The organism is Rhizobium sp. 007, assembly GCF_015353075.1.
Lineage (GTDB): Bacteria > Pseudomonadota > Alphaproteobacteria > Rhizobiales > Rhizobiaceae > Rhizobium.
In genome coordinates this window covers 128,633-146,856 of the sequence record NZ_CP064191.1, presented here as the reverse complement: position 1 = coordinate 146,856, position 18,224 = coordinate 128,633, and the positions used below count along the sequence as shown (strand labels likewise).

Annotated in this window: 17 protein-coding genes and 1 pseudogene; 13 read left to right on the top strand and 5 right to left on the bottom strand. The window is 56.0% G+C overall.

What is annotated here, in order from left to right; translation table 11 throughout:
- Positions 1-659: 659 nt before the first annotated feature.
- The 13 genes from ISN39_RS34655 (at position 660) to nifT (ending at position 12,112) form a co-directional block, all read left to right on the top strand.
- Complete coding sequence (locus ISN39_RS34655) at positions 660-1,184, top strand: peroxiredoxin (RefSeq protein WP_194732438.1); 525 nt, start codon at positions 660-662, stop codon at positions 1,182-1,184.
- Positions 1,185-1,539: 355 nt separating this feature from the next.
- Complete coding sequence (locus ISN39_RS34650; RefSeq protein ID WP_194732437.1) at positions 1,540-1,860, top strand: iron-sulfur cluster assembly accessory protein; 321 nt, start codon at positions 1,540-1,542, stop codon at positions 1,858-1,860.
- A 93-nt stretch (positions 1,861-1,953) separates the two neighbouring features.
- Complete coding sequence (nifS, locus tag ISN39_RS34645; RefSeq protein WP_194732436.1) at positions 1,954-3,126, top strand: cysteine desulfurase NifS; 1,173 nt, start codon at positions 1,954-1,956, stop codon at positions 3,124-3,126.
- Between the two features lie 387 nt (positions 3,127-3,513).
- Entirely contained in the window at positions 3,514-3,897 is a 384-nt protein-coding gene (nifW, locus tag ISN39_RS34640) for a nitrogenase stabilizing/protective protein NifW (protein ID WP_194732625.1), read from the top strand.
- Positions 3,898-4,079: 182 nt separating this feature from the next.
- Complete coding sequence (locus ISN39_RS34635) at positions 4,080-4,931, top strand: electron transfer flavoprotein subunit beta/FixA family protein (protein ID WP_194732624.1); 852 nt, start codon at positions 4,080-4,082, stop codon at positions 4,929-4,931.
- A gap of 17 nt (positions 4,932-4,948) precedes the next feature.
- Positions 4,949-6,061, top strand: a complete 1,113-nt coding sequence (locus tag ISN39_RS34630; RefSeq protein WP_194732623.1) for an electron transfer flavoprotein subunit alpha/FixB family protein — start codon at positions 4,949-4,951, stop codon at positions 6,059-6,061.
- Positions 6,062-6,071: 10 nt separating this feature from the next.
- Complete coding sequence (locus ISN39_RS34625; RefSeq protein ID WP_194732435.1) at positions 6,072-7,379, top strand: NAD(P)-binding protein; 1,308 nt, start codon at positions 6,072-6,074, stop codon at positions 7,377-7,379.
- Positions 7,380-7,391: 12 nt separating this feature from the next.
- Positions 7,392-7,688, top strand: coding sequence for a ferredoxin family protein (locus ISN39_RS34620; RefSeq protein WP_022719231.1), 297 nt, complete (start codon positions 7,392-7,394; stop codon positions 7,686-7,688).
- Between the two features lie 259 nt (positions 7,689-7,947).
- Positions 7,948-9,600, top strand: a complete 1,653-nt coding sequence (gene nifA / locus ISN39_RS34615; RefSeq protein WP_246763616.1) for a nif-specific transcriptional activator NifA — start codon at positions 7,948-7,950, stop codon at positions 9,598-9,600.
- Between the two features lie 230 nt (positions 9,601-9,830).
- A complete protein-coding gene (nifB, locus tag ISN39_RS34610) occupies positions 9,831-11,306 on the top strand; it encodes a nitrogenase cofactor biosynthesis protein NifB (RefSeq protein ID WP_194732434.1) in 1,476 nt (491 codons plus the stop codon).
- A gap of 31 nt (positions 11,307-11,337) precedes the next feature.
- Positions 11,338-11,532, top strand: coding sequence for a 4Fe-4S dicluster domain-containing protein (locus tag ISN39_RS34605; protein ID WP_194732433.1), 195 nt, complete (start codon positions 11,338-11,340; stop codon positions 11,530-11,532).
- 44 nt (positions 11,533-11,576) lie between these two features.
- Positions 11,577-11,903: a nitrogen fixation protein NifZ gene (locus tag ISN39_RS34600; RefSeq protein WP_194732432.1), complete on the top strand. Its 327-nt coding sequence runs from the start codon at positions 11,577-11,579 to the stop codon at positions 11,901-11,903.
- Positions 11,900-12,112, top strand: a complete 213-nt coding sequence (gene nifT / locus ISN39_RS34595; RefSeq protein WP_194732431.1) for a putative nitrogen fixation protein NifT — start codon at positions 11,900-11,902, stop codon at positions 12,110-12,112. Before ISN39_RS34600 ends, nifT begins: the two co-directional genes overlap by 4 nt.
- Positions 12,113-12,320: 208 nt before the next feature.
- On the opposite strand, the gene cysN is transcribed toward nifT, so the two are convergent.
- The 5 genes and pseudogenes from cysN to nodI form a co-directional block, all read right to left on the bottom strand.
- On the bottom strand, positions 12,321-14,216 hold the full coding sequence (gene cysN / locus ISN39_RS34590; RefSeq protein ID WP_194732430.1) for a sulfate adenylyltransferase subunit CysN: 1,896 nt from the start codon (positions 14,214-14,216) through the stop codon (positions 12,321-12,323).
- Positions 14,216-15,109: pseudogene (cysD, locus tag ISN39_RS34585) on the bottom strand (sulfate adenylyltransferase subunit CysD); the annotation flags it as partial. The pseudogene cysD and the gene cysN, both read right to left, overlap by 1 nt.
- Before the next feature lie 327 nt (positions 15,110-15,436).
- Complete coding sequence (locus ISN39_RS34580) at positions 15,437-16,219, bottom strand: sulfotransferase (RefSeq protein WP_281438355.1); 783 nt, start codon at positions 16,217-16,219, stop codon at positions 15,437-15,439.
- Between the two features lie 153 nt (positions 16,220-16,372).
- Positions 16,373-17,161, bottom strand: a complete 789-nt coding sequence (locus ISN39_RS34575; protein WP_194732428.1) for an ABC transporter permease — start codon at positions 17,159-17,161, stop codon at positions 16,373-16,375.
- Positions 17,162-17,164: 3 nt separating this feature from the next.
- Positions 17,165-18,199, bottom strand: a complete 1,035-nt coding sequence (gene nodI, locus ISN39_RS34570; RefSeq protein WP_194732620.1) for a nodulation factor ABC transporter ATP-binding protein NodI — start codon at positions 18,197-18,199, stop codon at positions 17,165-17,167.
- Between the last annotated feature and the right edge of the window lie 25 nt (positions 18,200-18,224).

Genomic DNA, 18,224 nt, shown 5'->3' with positions numbered 1-18,224 from the left:
ATCTGCGGCGCGGCAGGTCTGGCTGCTCGCGAGGAGGGCGTTTCAAAACTCGTGCCAATCGCGGTTACAGAGCCGATTAGTCAAGTTTTTGCTGGTTTTCAAAGGTTAAATGAGTTCGCCGTTGCAGTCAGAATGAACACCGGCGCGTCTCGGGATCGACAAAACGACGAGATTGGATGTCGGGTCTGCGCCAAAAATTGCAGCCCTCGTTATTGAGACGCGAGAACAAACTCGCGGCATGGTGGATTTGCAACACTGCCCATTGGATCAGTCCCCCGCGGACAAGGTAAGCATATGACCGAGCTCCCGGCGAGTTGCCATCCACCTGCGCACGGCACGACTTAAAATATTGGCAGCGCTTGCTCAAGCCGATGGAAATGGACTGAGTATCCGTTACACCAGATCCTAACCGTGCTCGGCAGAAGCGGTGCCGTTACAGCCTTGATGTCAAAATGGCACGGCGTTTGCTACTCGTTCGTTGGAAGCCGGCCAGCAGCCGAGAAGAGCATTTGAGGCAACGCCTCTGACGCGTCCGCCAATGCGTTTTCCTGGAGCACCTGCGCGCTGGTGGCGAAATCTGGAAGACAATCCAAAATCGCCGGTTCGACAGCAGGTGTGGTGGCAAACGCATCAGATCTTTTTCTAAAGGAGCAATGCTGATGACGATGAACAAAAGGGTTCCGTTCGTTACCTTTCGCACGCGTGTTCGCGATGAGACCGTGGAAGGGCCAAATCCATACCGTTGGGAAGACAAGACTACGGAGGACTATTTTAGCGGTAGGCGCACGATTTTATTTTCGCTTCCCGGCGCCTTCACCCCGACCTGCTCGACTCAGCAATTGCCGGATTTTGAAAAGCTCCACGACGAATTCGTTAAGCACGGAATCGAGTCGGTCTACTGCCTCTCTGTCAATGACGCCTTCGTGATGAATGCGTGGGGCAAGGCGTCGGGACTGAAGAAGGTCAAGCTTATTGCTGATGGTTCAGGCGAATTCACTCGCAAGATGGGCATGTTAGTCGCAAAGGATAATCTCGGCTTCGGCCTTCGCTCTTGGCGCTACGCTGCCCTGATCGACGACGGCATTGTGGAGCAATGGTTTGTGGAGGAAGGACTCTCGGATAATTGCGAAACCGATCCGTATGGAGTCTCGTCACCGCAAAACATTCTTGCAACGCTGAAGTGACTTGGCCGCGCCCGCCCCTAACCAGAGGACAGAACGTTCTGACGGCTCAGTGACGCAGGCCCTAAATTGCGTTTCGCGAAAGGTTGCGGCTCTAATTTTTCAGTGTGGTTCAAGTTGGGTCGCGGACTGAGCAAACTCGAGAACCCACGTCGGTCGCCGGCGCTTGGCAGGAATGACTCATACGAGTTCACGCTAACCCAGCCCCACCACTCTGCATTGTCCGATCTCCGACGGTGTCGGAAATGCCACATAGCGGTGGTTGAGCTTTACGTTGTTTTGGAACGGGTTTTTCGGTTGGCACGCTACGTGCATTGTCGATTGCGAACGCAACTCGGAAACCAGGAGAAACGATCCGATGGTCACGCTCACCGAAAAGGCAATCGCCGCAGCGAAAGGTATTATTTCCCAGTCTCCCGAGCCTGTGAACGGCTTGCGCATCATGGTCCAAGTGGACGGCTGCGCCGGCCCCAAATACCATGTGGGCCTGGAGAGCGAGTTGCGAGAGGGCGATGCTGTCATTGAGACGGGTGGGGTCAAGGTGTTCGTGGACGCGGGCTCTCAAGACCATATCGCCGGCTTGACCTTGGATTTCGTCACGGAGGCGGGTTCCTCCGGTTTTATCTTCGACAATCCTAACCCGCGGGAGAAGTGCGCCTGCGGCAAATCCTGTAGCTGATCGTCTGGGCAGGGCGAACGGCAATGCGGGATCCGCTCGACGGGCCTGCGGCTGTGAGGCTTCCATCATTTCGGTAGTTGGAGCGTGGTATCATTGAGGCCTGTCTATCTCGACAACAATGCATCAACACAAGTCGATGCCGAAGTTGTTCAAGCGATGCTGCCGTTCTTTTTAGATCAGTTTGGCAACCCTTCATCGATGCATGATATCGGCGCCGCTGCCGGCGCAGCGATCAAGACGGCGCGCCAGCAGTTGCAAGCGCTGATCGGTGCAAAGTTCGACCATGAGATCACTTTCACCTCGGGCGGGACTGAAAGCGTCAATACGGCGATCCTTTCGGGTCTCGAGGCGGTTCCTGGGCGCACCGAGATAGTCACTTCAGAGGTCGAGCATCCGGCGGTGCTGACGCTCTGTACACACCTTGAGAAGACGCGCGGCGTTAAGGTGCACAGGATCCCGGTGGACCACCATGGCCGACTCGATCTTAACGCCTACCGGACCGCCCTCACCCATCGCGTGGCGATCGTTTCGATCATGTGGGCGAACAACGAGACGGGAACAATTTTCCCCGTGGAAAGGCTTGCTGAGATGGCCAAGCAAGCTGGCGCACTTTTCCACGCCGATGCAGTGCAAGCGGTCGGCAAGCTTCCGATGGACCTGAAATCGACCGCAATCGACATGCTGTCGCTCTCCGGCCACAAGCTACATGGGCCGAAAGGCGTCGGCGCGCTCTACATAAAACGCGGCGTGCCCTTCCATGCACTCGTCAGGGGTGGTCACCAGGAGCGCGGCCGCCGCGCGGGCACAGAGAATACGCCCGGGATCGCGGGCTTAGGCAAGGCGGCCGAACTCGCGTTGGAGTGCATGGACGAGGAAAACAAGCGGGTAAAATCGCTCCGCGATCGATTGGAGAAAGGACTTCTTGAACGGATCCCCAGGACCTTCGTCACCGGTGATCCGCTGGCACGATTATCGAATACCACAAACGTCGCCTTCGACCGCATTGCTGGAGAAGCCATGCAGTTTCTGCTCAATCGCCATGGCATCGCTTGCTCCTCGGGCTCCGCCTGCACCTCTGGATCCTCGGTACCGAGCCATGTTCTAAGGGCGATGAACATTCGCCACGTTACGGCACTCGGTGCAGTTCGCTTCTCCTTTTCACGCCATAACCGCGAGGAGGATGTGGATCGGGTACTCGAACTGATACCGGGAATCGTGGAAAAACTACGTGACGCTGTCCCTGTCTCCAGGGGGCAGGCTAAGTGATGAGGGCTCCCAATCCGGCGCCCCGCCTGAGGGGAAGAACCGAGGACCAGAAACTTCCGGTCGTTCTCAATAAAACACGCATGGCCCGGCGTCGCCTTCACCACGTGGGGAAGCTGGGGCCGCCCACTCGTTTGCTTCAGCCCGCGTGCTGCACAGCGGGATCGATACGGCTGCGTGGCTGCCGACGAGGTCGACGAAGTTCGTGCCGGGGTCGGTCTGGCGGCCTCCCGATACGGCTTGAGCCGTGGATAATGCTGCAGGGCCTCGACGGGTCAATCCTGAGTAGCGTTGCCGCTGTCAACCGCGTCTCATTTCTCGATCTGCGAAGCTCGCTGCTGTTCGTCAGCTTGGAGCGAACGCATCCGCGACCACCAAAGGAAAACGCAAATGAACAGTTGTGCGGGCGAGAACCTTCCTATTGATGTCACCGACATTCTCGCGCAGCTAAAGCGCTTGTCGGCTGCCGAGGAATTCTTCGAAGTTCTTGGCGTGTCCTATGATCCGAAGGTGCTCAATGTCTCCCGGCTCCACATCATGAAGCGCATGGGGCAATACCTGGCCGAGGAGGTTAATTCCGATCTCCAGGACAAAGCGATCGCTGCCCGTGCGCGCGCCACGCTCGAGCGCGCTTACGAGGACTTTGCAACTTCTTCGCCGCTTACGCATCGGGTCTTTAAAGTGCTCAAGGACCGCGATCCGGCCAAGGCTGCGGCGCCGTGTCGCACTTTTGTACCGTTGGACTCCATCCGGACGCCATTCGGAAAGAAATGAGTGCGGCAGGATTGCTACACGACAATGTCGGCAATCCGACAAAACTGTCGCCTGGCGAAATCCTGACAAAGAGAACACACCAACATTTCAGGGGGTTACCTATGCGCAATGTGGTTGGCACGAATACTGCTTGGAGTAAGCCGAAACGCCAATCCACATTCGATCGGGAGCCTAAAAACATCATGCACATCGTAGTCTGTATCAAGCAGGTGCCGGACTCCGCGCAGATACGCGTCCATCCGGTGACGAATACCATCATGCGCCAAGGTGTGCCGACCATCATCAACCCTTACGACCTGTTCGCGCTCGAAGAAGCATTCAAAGTGCGTGACTGCCATGGGGGCAAGGTCACCGTCCTCACTATGGGCCCACCCATGGCAGAGCAAGCGATGCGCAAGGCGCTCACCTACGGCGCGGACCGCGCGATACTTTTGACCGACCGTCACTTTGCGGGATCCGACACGTTGGCAACTTCATTCGCTATCTCTCAAGCAATCGCGAAGATTGGCGATAGCTTTGGCGCGCCTGATATCGTCTTTACTGGTAAGCAGACGATCGACGGCGACACCGCCCAGGTCGGGCCTGGAATTGCCAAGCGCCTGGATCTCCAACAACTGACTTACATAACGAAAATTGCCTCTATCGATCTCCATGCGCGCGAGATCACGGTTGAGCGGCGCTCGGAAGGCGGCACGCAGATGCTGAGGAGCAAATTGCCGTGCCTAATCACTATGCTGGAAGGCGTCAATACTATCCGCCGCGGCTCTCTCGATGACGCCTTGCGTGCCGCGCGTTTCCCAATTCTGAAGTGGAGTGCTGCCGACGCCGGCATTGAGGAATTGGCTAACTGCGGCTTGAGAGGATCGCCGACGGTCGTGAAGCGCGTATTCGCTCCCACCCCCCGAGCGCAAAAAGCTATGCAAATCGACACTACCGACAAAACGGTGGACCATGTCGCCGACGAGGTGGTCGCATCGATCTTCACCAACCAACCGGCGTTGGAAGTTGAGCTTTCATCCAATGGCAGTGCGTGAGCAGCAAGGAGCATATGATGGAAACCCAAAAAAGTGAAACGCCGTCTCCAGCCGCCGGCCGTGCTGGCATGAAGAAGGAGTTGCCCAACGATTTCCAGGACCATCGGGACGTCTGGGTCTTCATTGAGCTTGAGCGGGGCCAGGTCCATCCCGTGTCTGTCGAATTGCTCGGTGAGGGCCGCAAGCTTGCCGACAAGCTGGGCGTTCAGCTTGCTGGGGTGGTTGTCGGGCCGCCGGATGGAGTGGGGACCGGGCCTGCCATTGCAGACGCCTTCGCTTACGGCGCCGACCTCGCCTACCTCATTGAGTCGCCGCTACTCGCCAATTATCGAAATGAGCCTTTTACCAAAGCTTTGACAGATCTGGTCATTAGCCACAAACCTGAAATTCTCCTGCTCGGTGCGACCACGCTCGGCCGCGACCTTGCGGGTTCTGTGGCAACGACGTTGCAGACGGGGCTCACGGCCGACTGCACGGAACTGGATGTTGATGCAGATGGTTCCCTCGCGGCAACACGGCCGACCTTCGGTGGTTCCTTGCTGTGCACAATCTATACGCTCAACTGCCGTCCGCAAATGGCAACGGTGCGTCCGAGGGTCATGTCGACGCCGCAGCGAGTGGCTAAGCCAATCGGACGCGTTGTCCGACACGATCTGACGATGGTCGAGGAAGAGATCGTCACCAAAGTCCTTGGCTTTCTCTCTGATGGCCAAACGGAGGACGCCAATCTCGCCTATGCCGACATCGTGGTTGCCGGCGGGCTCGGGCTCGGTGCAGCCGAGAACCTGCAGCACTTGAAGGATCTCGCGAGGACGATCGGCGGTGAGTTTGGCTGTTCGCGACCGCTGGTCCAAAAGGGTTGGATGCCGCTTGATCGGCAGATCGGCCAAACCGGCAAGACGATCCGGCCCAAGCTCTACGTTGCGGCCGGAATATCGGGCGCAGTCCAGCATCGGGTTGGCGTCGAAGGAGCTGATCTAATTGTCGCTATCAACACCGATCGGAACGCCCCCATCTTCGATTTCGCCCATATGGGCGTTGTGGCTGATGCGATCACGTTCTTGCCGGCATTGACAGAAGCCTTCACCAAGCGGATGGCGCCGCGCGATCGTATGAAGCTTGTGAACTGAGGTAAGGCCTATGAGCGAGGAGAAGTTCGATGCCATCGTAGTCGGAGCCGGTATGTCCGGAAACGCGGCTGCTTACACGATGGCTAGTCACGGTCTGAGAGTGTTGCAGTTGGAGCGCGGAGAGTATCCAGGCTCCAAGAACGTCCAAGGCGCCATATTGTACGCCAACATGCTGGAGACGATCATTCCGGATTTCCGCGACGACGCGCCTCTTGAACGGCATCTGGTCGAGCAGCGGTTCTGGATAATGGACGACACGTCGCACACAGGAATGCACTATCGATCAGACGACTTCAATGAGCGGAGGCCAAACCGCTACACGATCATCCGCGCCCAATTCGACAAGTGGTTCTCGTGCAAGGTACGTGAGGCTGGCGGCACGGTTCTGTGCGAGACAACGGCGACGAAACTCGCCCGGGATTCGAGCGGCAAGGTCATAGGTGTTCACACGGACCGCGCAGGGGACGTGATCCTTGCGGATGTAGTCGTTCTCGCTGAAGGGGTAAACGGGCTTCTCGGCACGCGGGCCGGCTTGCGCGAGATGCCGAAGCCGGAAAATGTGGCGCTCGCGGTCAAGGAGATGCATTTCCTGCCGGAAGAGGTCATCGCAGAGCGCTTTGGCCTGACCGAGGACGAAGGCTGTGTGATCGAAGCAGGCGGGACAATTTCACGCGGAATTACCGGATTGGGCTTCCTCTATACCAACAGGGAGTCAATCTCGCTCGGCATCGGCTGCCTCGTCTCCGGCTTAGCTGAAACCATGGAAAAACCGTACGCCCTTCTCGACGCCTTCAAGCGCCATCCCTCAATCCGACCGCTGCTAGCGGGGTCGGAGGTCAAGGAATACGCCGCGCATCTCATTCCGGAGGGCGGCTTCAAGGCAATCCCGCAGCTCTTCGGCGACGGCTGGGTCGTCGTTGGCGACGCGGCGCAACTCAACAATGCCGTGCACCGCGAGGGTTCCAACCTCGCCATGGCGTCGGGGCGCATCGCCGGCGAGTCGATCTTCCGCATAAAATGCCGCGGAGGTTCGATGACCAAGCAGAACCTCTCCCTTTACAAAAGCATGCTGGACAAGTCCTTCGTTATGAAAGACCTGATGAAGCACAAAGATATGCCCGCCCTCCTCCATACCAATTGTCAAAGTTTCTTCACGACGTATCCGAAGCTGATATCGCAGGCCGCGCAGAATTTCGTGCGCGTTGATGGGACTCCTAAGATCGAAAGGGAAAAGGCGACAACCGCCGCCTTCATCAAGGCACGGTCCCGTTGGGGGTTGGTCAGCGACGCAATCCGCCTCGCCTTCGCTTGGCGCTAAAGGAGAATTCAGATGACGGCAACCATCGTGGAGCGCATCGAGGACAAACTCTACCAGAATCGCTATCTGGTCGACACGGGGCGCCCACACATAAAAGTGCGGGCGCACCTGTCGCCAAGCCCGAACCTGCTCGCACTGACGAAGATTTGTCCGGCCAAATGCTATGAGTTGAACGACACCGGGCAGGTGGAAATCGTTGCGGATGGCTGCATGGAATGCGGCACGTGCAGAGTGTTATGCGAAGCGAACGGTGACATCGAGTGGAATTATCCGCGAGGTGGGTTCGGGATCCTCTTCAAGTTCGGATGATGAGCGCCACCTCCGGCTCAGAGAGCATCGACCGCCTTGCTGCGTAAGCGACGGCGAACGGATATTCATTAGGAAATCACCATTGGCCGCTTTTCGAACGATTTTAATTTGCTGTGTTTTCGAATGCAGGTATAATCAACTTTTGAATGCTCGAACAACGAAGTTCGCGTTTTAAGGGTAGAAAAGTCATGGACAACCCCCCGCCAGGGTTTAACAGCTCACGTGCTGATAGAGTAGACCTGCGGGCGAACCATCCGTCATGAACATGCATAACCCCAACATGTGGCGCAGCGGAATCTACCGGATATCGAGAGACCTCATCGCTTCCCCTCGTCTTGAGATCGCGCTTGCTAATGCGCTGAATACCCTCTCTTCGCTTCTGCCAATGCGCCACGGCGCGATCGTGATTTCCGCCGAGGAAGGAGAGGCAGAGATCACCGCATGTTCCGGTGTTGGCCATGACTCTCCGTCACCCACTCCCACAATCGAGCCGAAAACGGCAATAGAGCATATCATCGCTACCGGTACATCGCTCGTCGTGCCGGACATTAGGAAGTCGGACCTATTCAAAGCTGCGCTGCGAACGTCTTTAGACGGCAATGGTGCCGCTACCTTCATCGGTGTCCCCGTCAAGGTGGAAAAGAAGGTGCTCGGGGCATTATGGATTGATCGCGCTGAAACTGGCACCGCCAGTGATAACTACGAGGAGGAGATACTCTTTCTGACCATGGTCGCCAACCTCACCGGCTTGGCCACCCGGCTCAATCGCAACCTGTGCAGAGATGGCGGATCAATCGCCGAGGAACAACAAGCAGAACAGATTTCGCGGATCGGGGGGAAGCCTGGCCCCGCCCCGCAAACTCCCAAAACTATCAGCTGGATTGTCGGAGAGAGTCCTGCGCTCAAGGAGGTAGTCAAGACCGCCGTTATCGTGGCAGCGACCAACTCCGCTGTACTTCTGAGGGGTGAGAGCGGCACCGGCAAGGAATCCTTTGCGAGGGCGATACATGAGTTATCATCACGGCGAAAGAAGCCTTTCGTGAAACTGAATTGCGCCGCACTGTCGGCAGGTGTTCTGGAATCGGAGCTGTTTGGACATGAAAAAGGCGCTTTCACCGGAGCGATCTCTCAGCGAGCAGGCCGTTTCGAACTGGCGGATGGTGGAACGTTGCTGCTGGATGAAATAGGCGAAATATCGCCAGCATTTCAAGCGAAGTTATTGCGCGTCTTGCAGGAAGGTGAACTTGAGCGAGTCGGCGGAACGAAGACATTGAAAGTAAACGTTAGACTAATATGCGCCACCAACAAAGACCTCGAGACGGCCGTCGCGAATGGGGAGTTTAGAGCCGACCTTTATTACCGGATCAATGTGGTGCCTATCATTTTGCCGCCGCTTAGGGAGCGCGACGGTGACATTCCACGTCTAGCGAAAGTATTCCTCCAGCGATTCAACAATGAGAATGGTCGCGATCTCGACTTCGCGCCATCGGCACTCGACATATTGTCGAAATGCGACTTCCCCGGCAACGTTCGCGAGCTGGAGAACTGCGTACGACGGACCGCCACTCTCGCCCGTTCAAGTACGATCGCTCCATCGGATTTCGCCTGCCAGCAAGGCCGATGCTTTTCTTCGCTCCTCAAGAAAGGAGCTGGCTGTGGTAATTGCAACAACGCCATCAATGACCTCGCTCCAGGTAATGGGGTGTTAGTCGGACCGTCGGCTAACACCGGCGCTCCAACAGGTCCCGCATCCACGATCGGGGCATCGGGGCTGACTGACCGTGACCGTCTGATCAATGCAATGGAGACGGCCGGTTGGGTTCAGGCCAGGGCGGCTCGTATCCTAGGCCTGACGCCGCGGCAGGTCGGCTATGCTCTGCGCCGGCTTCGTATCGAGGTGAAAAAGTTCTGACGCGAGTGTTATCAGGGATGTCGCGAGCGTCACTTCTGTCTTCAGTTGGTCTAACACACGACACTTCGGGTGCGACCGTGGCCCTTGTCGCAAGTCCGACAAAAACTTTGTAGCAGCAAGCCGGCAAAGCGGACAAGTTAACGTTATCCCGGTGAAACAGCAGCATTTTATGGATTGGCATCGCTCTTGCTTGTGGAATTGTAACGTTCACTCGCCAATGGAGCCGTGCGATGTCGGAACCGATGATACAGCTTGAGACTACCAGCAAAGCATCCTCCGACGGGGGGCCGCGGGCCGCAAAATCCGGCGGCTGCGCATCTTCGTCCTGTGGCCTTACTGCGCCGGATGACATAGATCCGGCGATCTGGGAGAGGATCAAGGACCATCCCTGTTTTTCAGAAGAAGCGCATCACTATTTCGCCCGCATGCATGTCGCGGTCGCACCAGCGTGCAACATCCAGTGCAACTACTGCAATCGCAAATATGACTGCGCTAACGAAAGTAGGCCTGGGGTTGCATCGGAAAAGCTTACTCCCGACCAGGCGCTGCGCAAGGTGATTGCCGTTGCCAGCGAAGTACCGCAGCTTGCCGTCCTTGGCATCGCCGGACCGGGCGACGCCTGTTACGATTGGAAGAAGACAAAAGCGACGTTCGAACGAGTCGCGAGGGAAATTCCCGACATCAAGCTATGCATCTCGACCAACGGACTCGCGCTGCCGGACCATGTCGACGAGCTTGCTGACATGAATGTTGATCACGTGACGATCACCATCAACATGGTGGATCCGGAGGTCGGGGCAAAGATCTACCCGTGGATATTCTACGGGCACAGTCGCTACACCGGCATCGAAGCCGCCAGGATCCTTCACGAGCGGCAAATGTTAGGCTTGGAGATGCTGTCCAAACGCGGCATCCTCACCAAGATTAACTCGGTGATGATCCCGGGCGTCAATGACGCGCACCTCATCGAAGTTAACAGATGGGTCAGGGACCGCGGCGCATTCATGCACAACGTGATGCCCCTGATTTCAGAGCCTTCCCACGGTACCTATTACGGACTGACCGGTCAGCGTGGTCCAAAGCCGTTAGAACTGAAGGCGCTTCAAGATCGTCTCGAAGGCGGCGCCAAGCTGATGCGCCATTGCCGGCAGTGCCGCGCCGATGCTGTGGGTCTGCTCGGCGATGATCGTGGGCGGGAGTTTACGCTCGACCAAATCCCCAGCGATGTTACCTACAACGCCAGCAAGCGCCACGCCTACCGCCAGCTGGTCGCGCGCGAGCGCGGCGATCATCTGGCGGCAAGGAAGGACGCGATCACAGCAGTCACGTCCGTGGGGTCCGGCGGATCGCTTCTTATTGCCGTGACCACCAAAGGCGGCGGCCGGATCAACGAACACTTCGGCCATGCGAAGGAATTCCAAGTTTACGCAGTCTCTCAAAAAGGGATTGACTTGGTAGGGCACCGCAAGATCGAGCAGTACTGCCTCGGTGGCTGGGGCGAGGAGGCTACTCTTTATAACATCATTGCCGCGCTCGAAGGCATAGACGTCTTGCTGTGCGCCAAGATCGGTGATTGCCCGAAGAAACAGTTGGCAGAAGCGGGCGTGCGAGCAACGGACGCTTATGGCTATGACTACATCGAGACTGCGATCGGTGCGCTTTACGCCGCCGAGTTCGGTGTCGAACCGTTGGTGGCGACGGCTTGAGCCACCTTCTGACTGAACCAGGAGCTAAAACATGGCCTTCAAGATCATTGCATCCCAATGCACCCAGTGCGGCGCATGCGAATATGAATGTCCCTCAGGCGCAATCAATTTCAAGGGGGAAAAATACGTGGTTGATCCTAAAAAATGCACCGAGTGCAGGGGAGAATTCGACACGCAGCAATGCGCCTTGGTATGTCCGGTGCCGAAGACCTGCGTCGCTGCCTGACCATCAACCGATTATCGCAGCACAAAGAATGAGAGGAGCGGCCAATGGGTCTTGTACGCGAACAGGAGGTCGAAATTCGCGAGCGACCACGGTTTATGCCGGGTGAGCGGGTCCGCGCCACCCGTCAAGTAAGGAATGACGGCACTTATCCTGGAAAGGACATCGGCGAGAATCTCGTGCGGAAGGGCGACGAAGGCTTTGTGCGAGACGTGGGCACCTTTCTTCAGCAATTTTACATCTATGCGGTCGAATGGGTTGATCGCGGCACCATCGTCGGGATGCGCGCCTATGAAATAATGAGCCTCGATAAGGCTGCAACTCCGGGGACTTCTGAAATCGCCACTTGTCTCAGAAAAGCGACAGCCAGATGAAAGTGACAATTCGTAGAACTGGCGTCGGCTTGTCTGCCTATATTCCCAAGAAGGATCTCGAGGAGCCGATCATTTCGGTCGAGAAGGAAAACTTGTGGGGCGGCTTTGTATTGCTGAGGAATGGATGGCGGCTAGCCCTCCCCGACCTTCCGCAGGATACCCGCCTGCCCATCACGGTCGAGGCGAGGAAGCTATCCCGTGGAGACTGATGCGGGACGTTGATAGCAATGAGCGCGAAGAACAATAGCGTAACACGATCCTGAACTCGGAGCGTCTGATGGTCGTTCGGAACAATCAGTCCGTGAGCCGTGAGCTGGCTTGACCTGCTGAAGCTCGCCGCGATTCCACCAGCGGAGAAATTCAGCGCTCGTTCCTTGGTGTCCTCGGGAACTCAACGAAGGACGAAATGAGGTTAGCTCACCTCATATCCAAGAGGGACGCAATTACCCTGACGCTTTCTTCGATTGGCGTATCGGCGCCGTGCACAGCAATGTCTGGTGCGAGTGGCTTCTCGTAGGGGCTGCCTATACCTGTCATATTGGGCAATAAACCGCTTCTGGCCTTCTTGTACAAGCCCTTCGGGTCGCGTCTTTCACAGGTGTCGAGGGGCGTATCTACGTAAACTTCCGAAAAATTGTTTTTACCAATCAATTCGCGCGCCAACTGCCGCTCCCGACGAAACGGCGAGATAAACGCTACCAACACGATCAATCCGGCATCCATCATTAACTTCGCGACTTCAGCAATTCGCCTGATGTTTTCAGCCCGATCCGCATCGGTGAACCCGAGATCTTTACTAAGGCCATGTCGAATGTTGTCGCCGTCAAGGAGATAAGTGCGCTTCCCGCGCGCATGCAATTCGATCTCCAGGGCATTCGCGATAGCGGATTTTCCCGAGCCTGAAAGACCGGTGAACCAAATGACCCTGCCACTATGACCGTTGAGCAGTTCGCGCTCCACCCGGCTTATGGACAGCGATTGACGATGCACGTTTTGAGCACGTCGAAGGTTAGATTTGATCATCCCGGCGGCGAGTGTGACATTGGTGAAGCGGTCGACTAATATGAAGCCACCAAGTATTTTAGAATTTTCGTAGCAATCAAATGCCAACGGTCTATTGAGGGATACATCGCACACAGCAATATCGTTTAGCGACAAACTGCCGGCTGCCTCATGATGGAAAGTGTTAACATCAATATGGTGTTTAATCGTAGAGATCGAAGCTGATGCCCATTGCGTGGCTAGCTTGATATCATACGCTCTACCGACGAGGCCCTGCTCTTCGTGCATCCACACGATTGTAGCTTCGAAATGGTCCGTCAGCTCAACCGGCGAGGAAGGATTAGATAATACATCACCGCGGGAAACGTCCAAGTCTTTGTCCAAGGTAATCGTAATGGCGCGATTGTCCGACGCGGTCTCCAAACAGCCATCCATTGTGACGATGCCCGTGACATTTGCCGTCTGCCCTGACGCAGCGACGCGAATAGTATCGCCCACGTTAACGGTGCCTTCAGCGACCGTTCCCGAGATTCCTCGAAATGAGGAGTTTGCTCGATTGATCCATTGCACCGGCATAACCAGCCTATCATTTGCTTCGCGGGACGGCTTGACGGTTTCCAGAAATCCCAGCAAGGTGCCGCCGGTATACCAAGGCATATTCATTGAATGGGTCGAGATGTTGTCGCCCTTTAATGCACTGATCGGAATTGCTGTTATCTCATCAAACCGCAATTTCGATGCAAAGTCAGTCATTTCATTGCTCAGATGATCATAGACGCGCCTGTCGAATCCAATCCTATCCATCTTGTTTATTGCAAGGGTAACGTGACGAACTCCGAGGAGGTCAGCGAGATAGGCATGCCGGCGAGTTTGTGCTGATATCCCCTTGCAAGCATCGATGAGCAAAACAGCAGCATCGGCTGTTGATGCAGCGGTCACCATATTTCGTGTGTACTGCTCGTGCCCAGGAGTATCAGCAATTATAAACTTTCGCCTCAGTGTCGAGAAATAGCGATAGGCAACGTCAATCGTTATACCCTGTTCGCGCTCTGCTGTAAGACCGTCGACGAGTAAGGCGAAATCGATTTCTTCCCCTTGCGTCCCATACCGCTTTGATGCGGCCTTCAGGGCCTCAAGCTGATCGTCGAAGATCTGTTGTGTCTCCCAAAGCAAGCGTCCTATGAGAGTGCTTTTTCCGTCATCTACGCTTCCGCACGTAATGAATCGCAGAGTGCTCTTCGCCTGTTGTTGCGCGACGAACCTTAAGAAGAGTTTTTTGCTGGAGGTATTTGACGATCCGCTTCGCAGCATCAGAAATATCCCTCGGTCTTGCATTTCTCCATGTTAGCGGTCGCGCCAGCATCAACCAGTCTTCCTTGCCGTTCCGAGTGGCGCTCACTCAGCAGTTCAACGATAACGTCCTTTACGTTTGCCGCATTCGATGAAATAGCGCCCGTCAGCGGATAGCAACCAAGTGTTCGAAAACGCACCGTCTGCATAGAAATTGTCTCGGCTGGCGATAGCCGCATCCTGCCGTCATCGACGACCAAGATGAGACCGTCCCGAACGACGACTGGACGCTCTTTCGCAAAATACAAGGAAACCAGCGGTATGTTTTCCTCATGGATATATTGCCAAATATCCAGCTCGGTCCAGTTCGACAGCGGGAAGACGCGCATGCTTTCGCCGCGTGCTTTTCTGCCGTTGTAGAGGCTCCATAGTTCCGGCCGTTGGTTCCTTGGATTCCATACGTGCTTGTCAGTACGAAACGAGAAAATGCGCTCCTTCGCTCGCGACCGTTCTTCGTCGCGCCGTGCGCCGCCGAGGACCACATCAAACCTGTGGTTGTCCAGCGCTTGTTTGAGGCCCTCTGTCTTGGTTATCCTCGTGTGATGGACTGCACCGTGATCGAATGGATTTATATCTTGTTCGATCGCATCCGGATTTACATGGATGATCAGATCCATTCCGCTCGCCTGGGCCGCATGATCACGGAAGCGGTACATTTCGCGAAACTTCCATCGCGTATCGACGTGCAACAGAGGAAGCGGCGCCTTAGCAGGGTAGAAGGCCTTTCGAGCCAGGTGAAGTAGCACCGAGCTGTCCTTTCCAACCGAATAGAGAAGAACAGGGTTTTCAGCCTCCGAGACTGCTTCCCGAATAATAAAGATGCTCTCGGCCTCCAATCGGCTGAGATAATCACTCCTCGGTCTGGCAATGATCTTACGATCGGCAACGTCATAATTCTTCAAGTTCGTCGTCCAGAATCTGTTGTGTTTCCCAAAGCAAATGCCCGATGAGCGTACTCTTTCCACGAGCGACACTCCCGCAGGTGGGGAAGTGCGGCATTACTTCTCTGCGGCACAAACATAGAAAAGGGGCCTTCGCTGGAACTAATAACGGGTTGGTGCAGGGCATCAGAAATATCCCTCGATCTTCATTTCATCCCGGCAGAGGACGGCCAGCGTTCATCGGGCCACGCCACTCCGGATGTTGAATCGAATAGATCGACCTATTTGAACTTCTGCTGATCAACCTTGATCAAGATCAAAGAGTTTCGCGTAAGGTCCATGTGCGAAGTGATCCCGCAACTCTCGAAAATTCCGTACCGTTTCACTCAACGGGCGCGATTCTTGGCGCTGTAGGATGCCGCGACCGGAAAGGTGAAGCGGTGGAACCCCGAGGAACTCCAAGACAGTTGCCACGCAAGCGCAGGGATCGTGAAGGAGCTCCTCATACTCGAGTTGAACCATGCTAGCAGTCTCGAAGGCGCTAGCGACCCGAGCGTTGAAATCGGCGGCAGCCTTGAAATAGGCTTCGCAGGCGGCGATTGACAATGTCACGGGTCGCGGCAGAGCGACAGGCTTGTCCGAACTGAACTTAAGCCACCGTCGGGTTTGCCTTGCCTGCACTAGTGATCTGAGCGATTCCAAGGTGTTTCTGCGAACCAGAAGGACGACCTTGAGGCCTGGCCAACGGGCCAGCTCGGCAAAAAAGCCGGGACGTTCCTGAAACTGAGGGTCGTTGATCTTGCAGCCGACATGAGTAACCTCCTTGTCGCTGCGCGTCGGGTAGCGCAAGAAGGCACGCTCGAGAAGCTCGTAGTCGCTACCTAACAGGCGATCCTTATCAGGCCAATTCGTATCATACGTATTGAGCAGCTCACCGTTGCTCAATACATTCGGATGCTCGTTTAGCAGTTCTTCCAAATAGTGCGTGCCGGTCCTCGGCATCCCAAGGATTGCAAATGGCTCAGGCGAAAGTGTGGAATGGATGCGTGTTCTAATTAGCATTTGCGGTAGCTCCAGAAACATTCTGAACTGTCATATATGCGCGAGGCCAGTTCAATCTTAGGTTGCGCATGCGCCTCGACCTTATTTTTGCCATTTCTTGCAAGCCGAGCTCGCTTACTTTTCGACTGCAGCGTTGCAGCATCGCGTGTCCCTCTTTTCCCGCCGCGAGCATCATCAACGCATCAGTCGTCGACGAAGCAATGCTGTCGACAAGAAGAATGGTACGACTATGTAAATGCAGAGAGCGCCGATATGCAGACCGATGTTAAAAACTGGGCGGCCGAGCATCATCGGACGGATGAGATCAATCGAATGCGCCAAAGGCAAGAAGCGTGTTGCCTGCTGGAAGGCTACAGGCAGTTGGTCGACCGGAAAGACTGCGCCAGATAGGAACAACATCGGGGTAATTACAAGCGTTTGGTAAAATATGAAGTAGTCGTAGCTGGGCGCAAGTGCCGTGACGACCATTGCCAGGCTCGCAAAGGCTAAGCCAGTCAGGGCAATGACTGGAAGCGCATAGAGGAGGGACGACCAATGAGCGTAGCCCAGCATGGCGGCGACAATACCAATTCCCGTACCCGCCAGAGACGCCTTGGTTGCTGCCCACGCCATTTCCCCGAGAACGACATCGCTGAGCCTGAGCTGTGTGTACAGCATTGCTTCCCAAATGCGCTGACCCTGCATGCGAGCAAAAGTCGCATAAATCGTTTCGAAGGTCGCCGCAGTCATCGCGCTTGTCGCGACCATTCCGGCCGCCAAAAATGCTGCGTACGATACGCCGTCAACGCGCCCCACCATCACTCCCAAGCCCGCGCCGAGGCCGAATAGATAGATCATGGGATCGGCGAGGTTGCCGAGAATGGATGCTAGCGCGGCTTTTTTCCATGCCAGATAGTTTCGACGCCAAACTGAGACCCAGTTCAAACCGCTGGCGGGCAATGCCGTTGCGCCATCTTTACTCATCGCTTACTTCTCCATCTCGCGTCCGGTTAGCCGCAAGAAAACATCCTCTAGATTAGGCGGACGCTCCAGGAGGCGCAGACTCGTATAGCCACGCAACTGCGCGCGCACCTGCTCTGGATCAGGCGTGTAGCAGAACAGGGTCTCGCCGCTAATCTCCACGCGCCGGGCATTTGGCCTGATCAAAAGACTAAGCTCCTGTGGATTGCCACCATAGATCTCAATCACCGGGCAGCCAATCTGCTCGTTGATCAGCGCTTGAGGTCGGCCTTCGGCGATCTTTCGCCCACCTTCAAGCACGCATAACCGGTCGCACAACCGCTCCGCTTCTTCCATAATATGGGTCGTCAGGAGAATCGTCTTGCCTCGTGCCAACAGCGATCGCAGCCGTTCCCAGATCAGGTGGCGCGCGTGAGGGTCGAGACCAGTGGTCGGTTCATCCAAAATGAGGAGCTGCGGGTCATTGATCAGCGCACGCGCCAGCGTCAGGCGCCGCTTCATGCCGCCGGATAGGTCCGCCACACGTGTGTCTGCCTTGCTCTCAAGCCGCGCAAACTCAAGGAGCGATGGGATGACCGTTTCAATCTCGCGCGTGCTCATACGGAAGTAGCGGCCGTACACTAACAGGTTCTCGCGAACCGTGAATTCCAAGTCGAGATTGTCGAACTGCGACACCACGCCGATACCCGCGCGTGCCAAGCGAGCCTGGCCCGGCACCTGCACTCCGAGCACAGTGATCTTGCCCGCGCCAGGCGATGTCATGCCTAGGATCATACGGGTAATTGTGCTTTTCCCTGCGCCGTTCGGCCCTAACAGACCAAAACACTCTCCCACCGGAACGCAAAACGACAGCCCGTCGACTACGACTTTGTCGTCATATGACTTCGTAACGCCATCGAGGTCGATTGCAACGGAGAACGTAGGGCCAGATGGCGACTCCTTTGCGTCTAATTTCGAATGGTACTCCCGCTCCGATAGGTTGGGATGGAGGCGACGCGGATCCGCTACGGCCGCCTCCAGATTCAATAATTGACCATTCATGTCTTGTCCCAAAATTATCTCTGCG

Coding starts and splice junctions, on each gene's coding strand:
- ISN39_RS34630 (WP_194732623.1), top strand. CDS start 4,949: ATGGAAACCCAAAAAAGTGAAACGCCGTCTCCAGCCGCCGGCCGTGCT.
- nifT (WP_194732431.1), top strand. CDS start 11,900: ATGAAAGTGACAATTCGTAGAACTGGCGTCGGCTTGTCTGCCTATATT.
- ISN39_RS34650 (WP_194732437.1), top strand. CDS start 1,540: ATGGTCACGCTCACCGAAAAGGCAATCGCCGCAGCGAAAGGTATTATT.
- ISN39_RS34600 (WP_194732432.1), top strand. CDS start 11,577: ATGGGTCTTGTACGCGAACAGGAGGTCGAAATTCGCGAGCGACCACGG.
- ISN39_RS34620 (WP_022719231.1), top strand. CDS start 7,392: ATGACGGCAACCATCGTGGAGCGCATCGAGGACAAACTCTACCAGAAT.
- nifW (WP_194732625.1), top strand. CDS start 3,514: ATGAACAGTTGTGCGGGCGAGAACCTTCCTATTGATGTCACCGACATT.
- ISN39_RS34655 (WP_194732438.1), top strand. CDS start 660: ATGACGATGAACAAAAGGGTTCCGTTCGTTACCTTTCGCACGCGTGTT.
- ISN39_RS34635 (WP_194732624.1), top strand. CDS start 4,080: ATGCACATCGTAGTCTGTATCAAGCAGGTGCCGGACTCCGCGCAGATA.
- nifA (WP_246763616.1), top strand. CDS start 7,948: ATGAACATGCATAACCCCAACATGTGGCGCAGCGGAATCTACCGGATA.
- ISN39_RS34575 (WP_194732428.1), bottom strand. CDS start 17,161: ATGAGTAAAGATGGCGCAACGGCATTGCCCGCCAGCGGTTTGAACTGG.
- nifB (WP_194732434.1), top strand. CDS start 9,831: ATGTCGGAACCGATGATACAGCTTGAGACTACCAGCAAAGCATCCTCC.
- ISN39_RS34625 (WP_194732435.1), top strand. CDS start 6,072: ATGAGCGAGGAGAAGTTCGATGCCATCGTAGTCGGAGCCGGTATGTCC.
- ISN39_RS34580 (WP_281438355.1), bottom strand. CDS start 16,219: ATGTTTCTGGAGCTACCGCAAATGCTAATTAGAACACGCATCCATTCC.
- ISN39_RS34605 (WP_194732433.1), top strand. CDS start 11,338: ATGGCCTTCAAGATCATTGCATCCCAATGCACCCAGTGCGGCGCATGC.
- cysN (WP_194732430.1), bottom strand. CDS start 14,216: ATGCTGCGAAGCGGATCGTCAAATACCTCCAGCAAAAAACTCTTCTTA.
- nodI (WP_194732620.1), bottom strand. CDS start 18,199: ATGAATGGTCAATTATTGAATCTGGAGGCGGCCGTAGCGGATCCGCGT.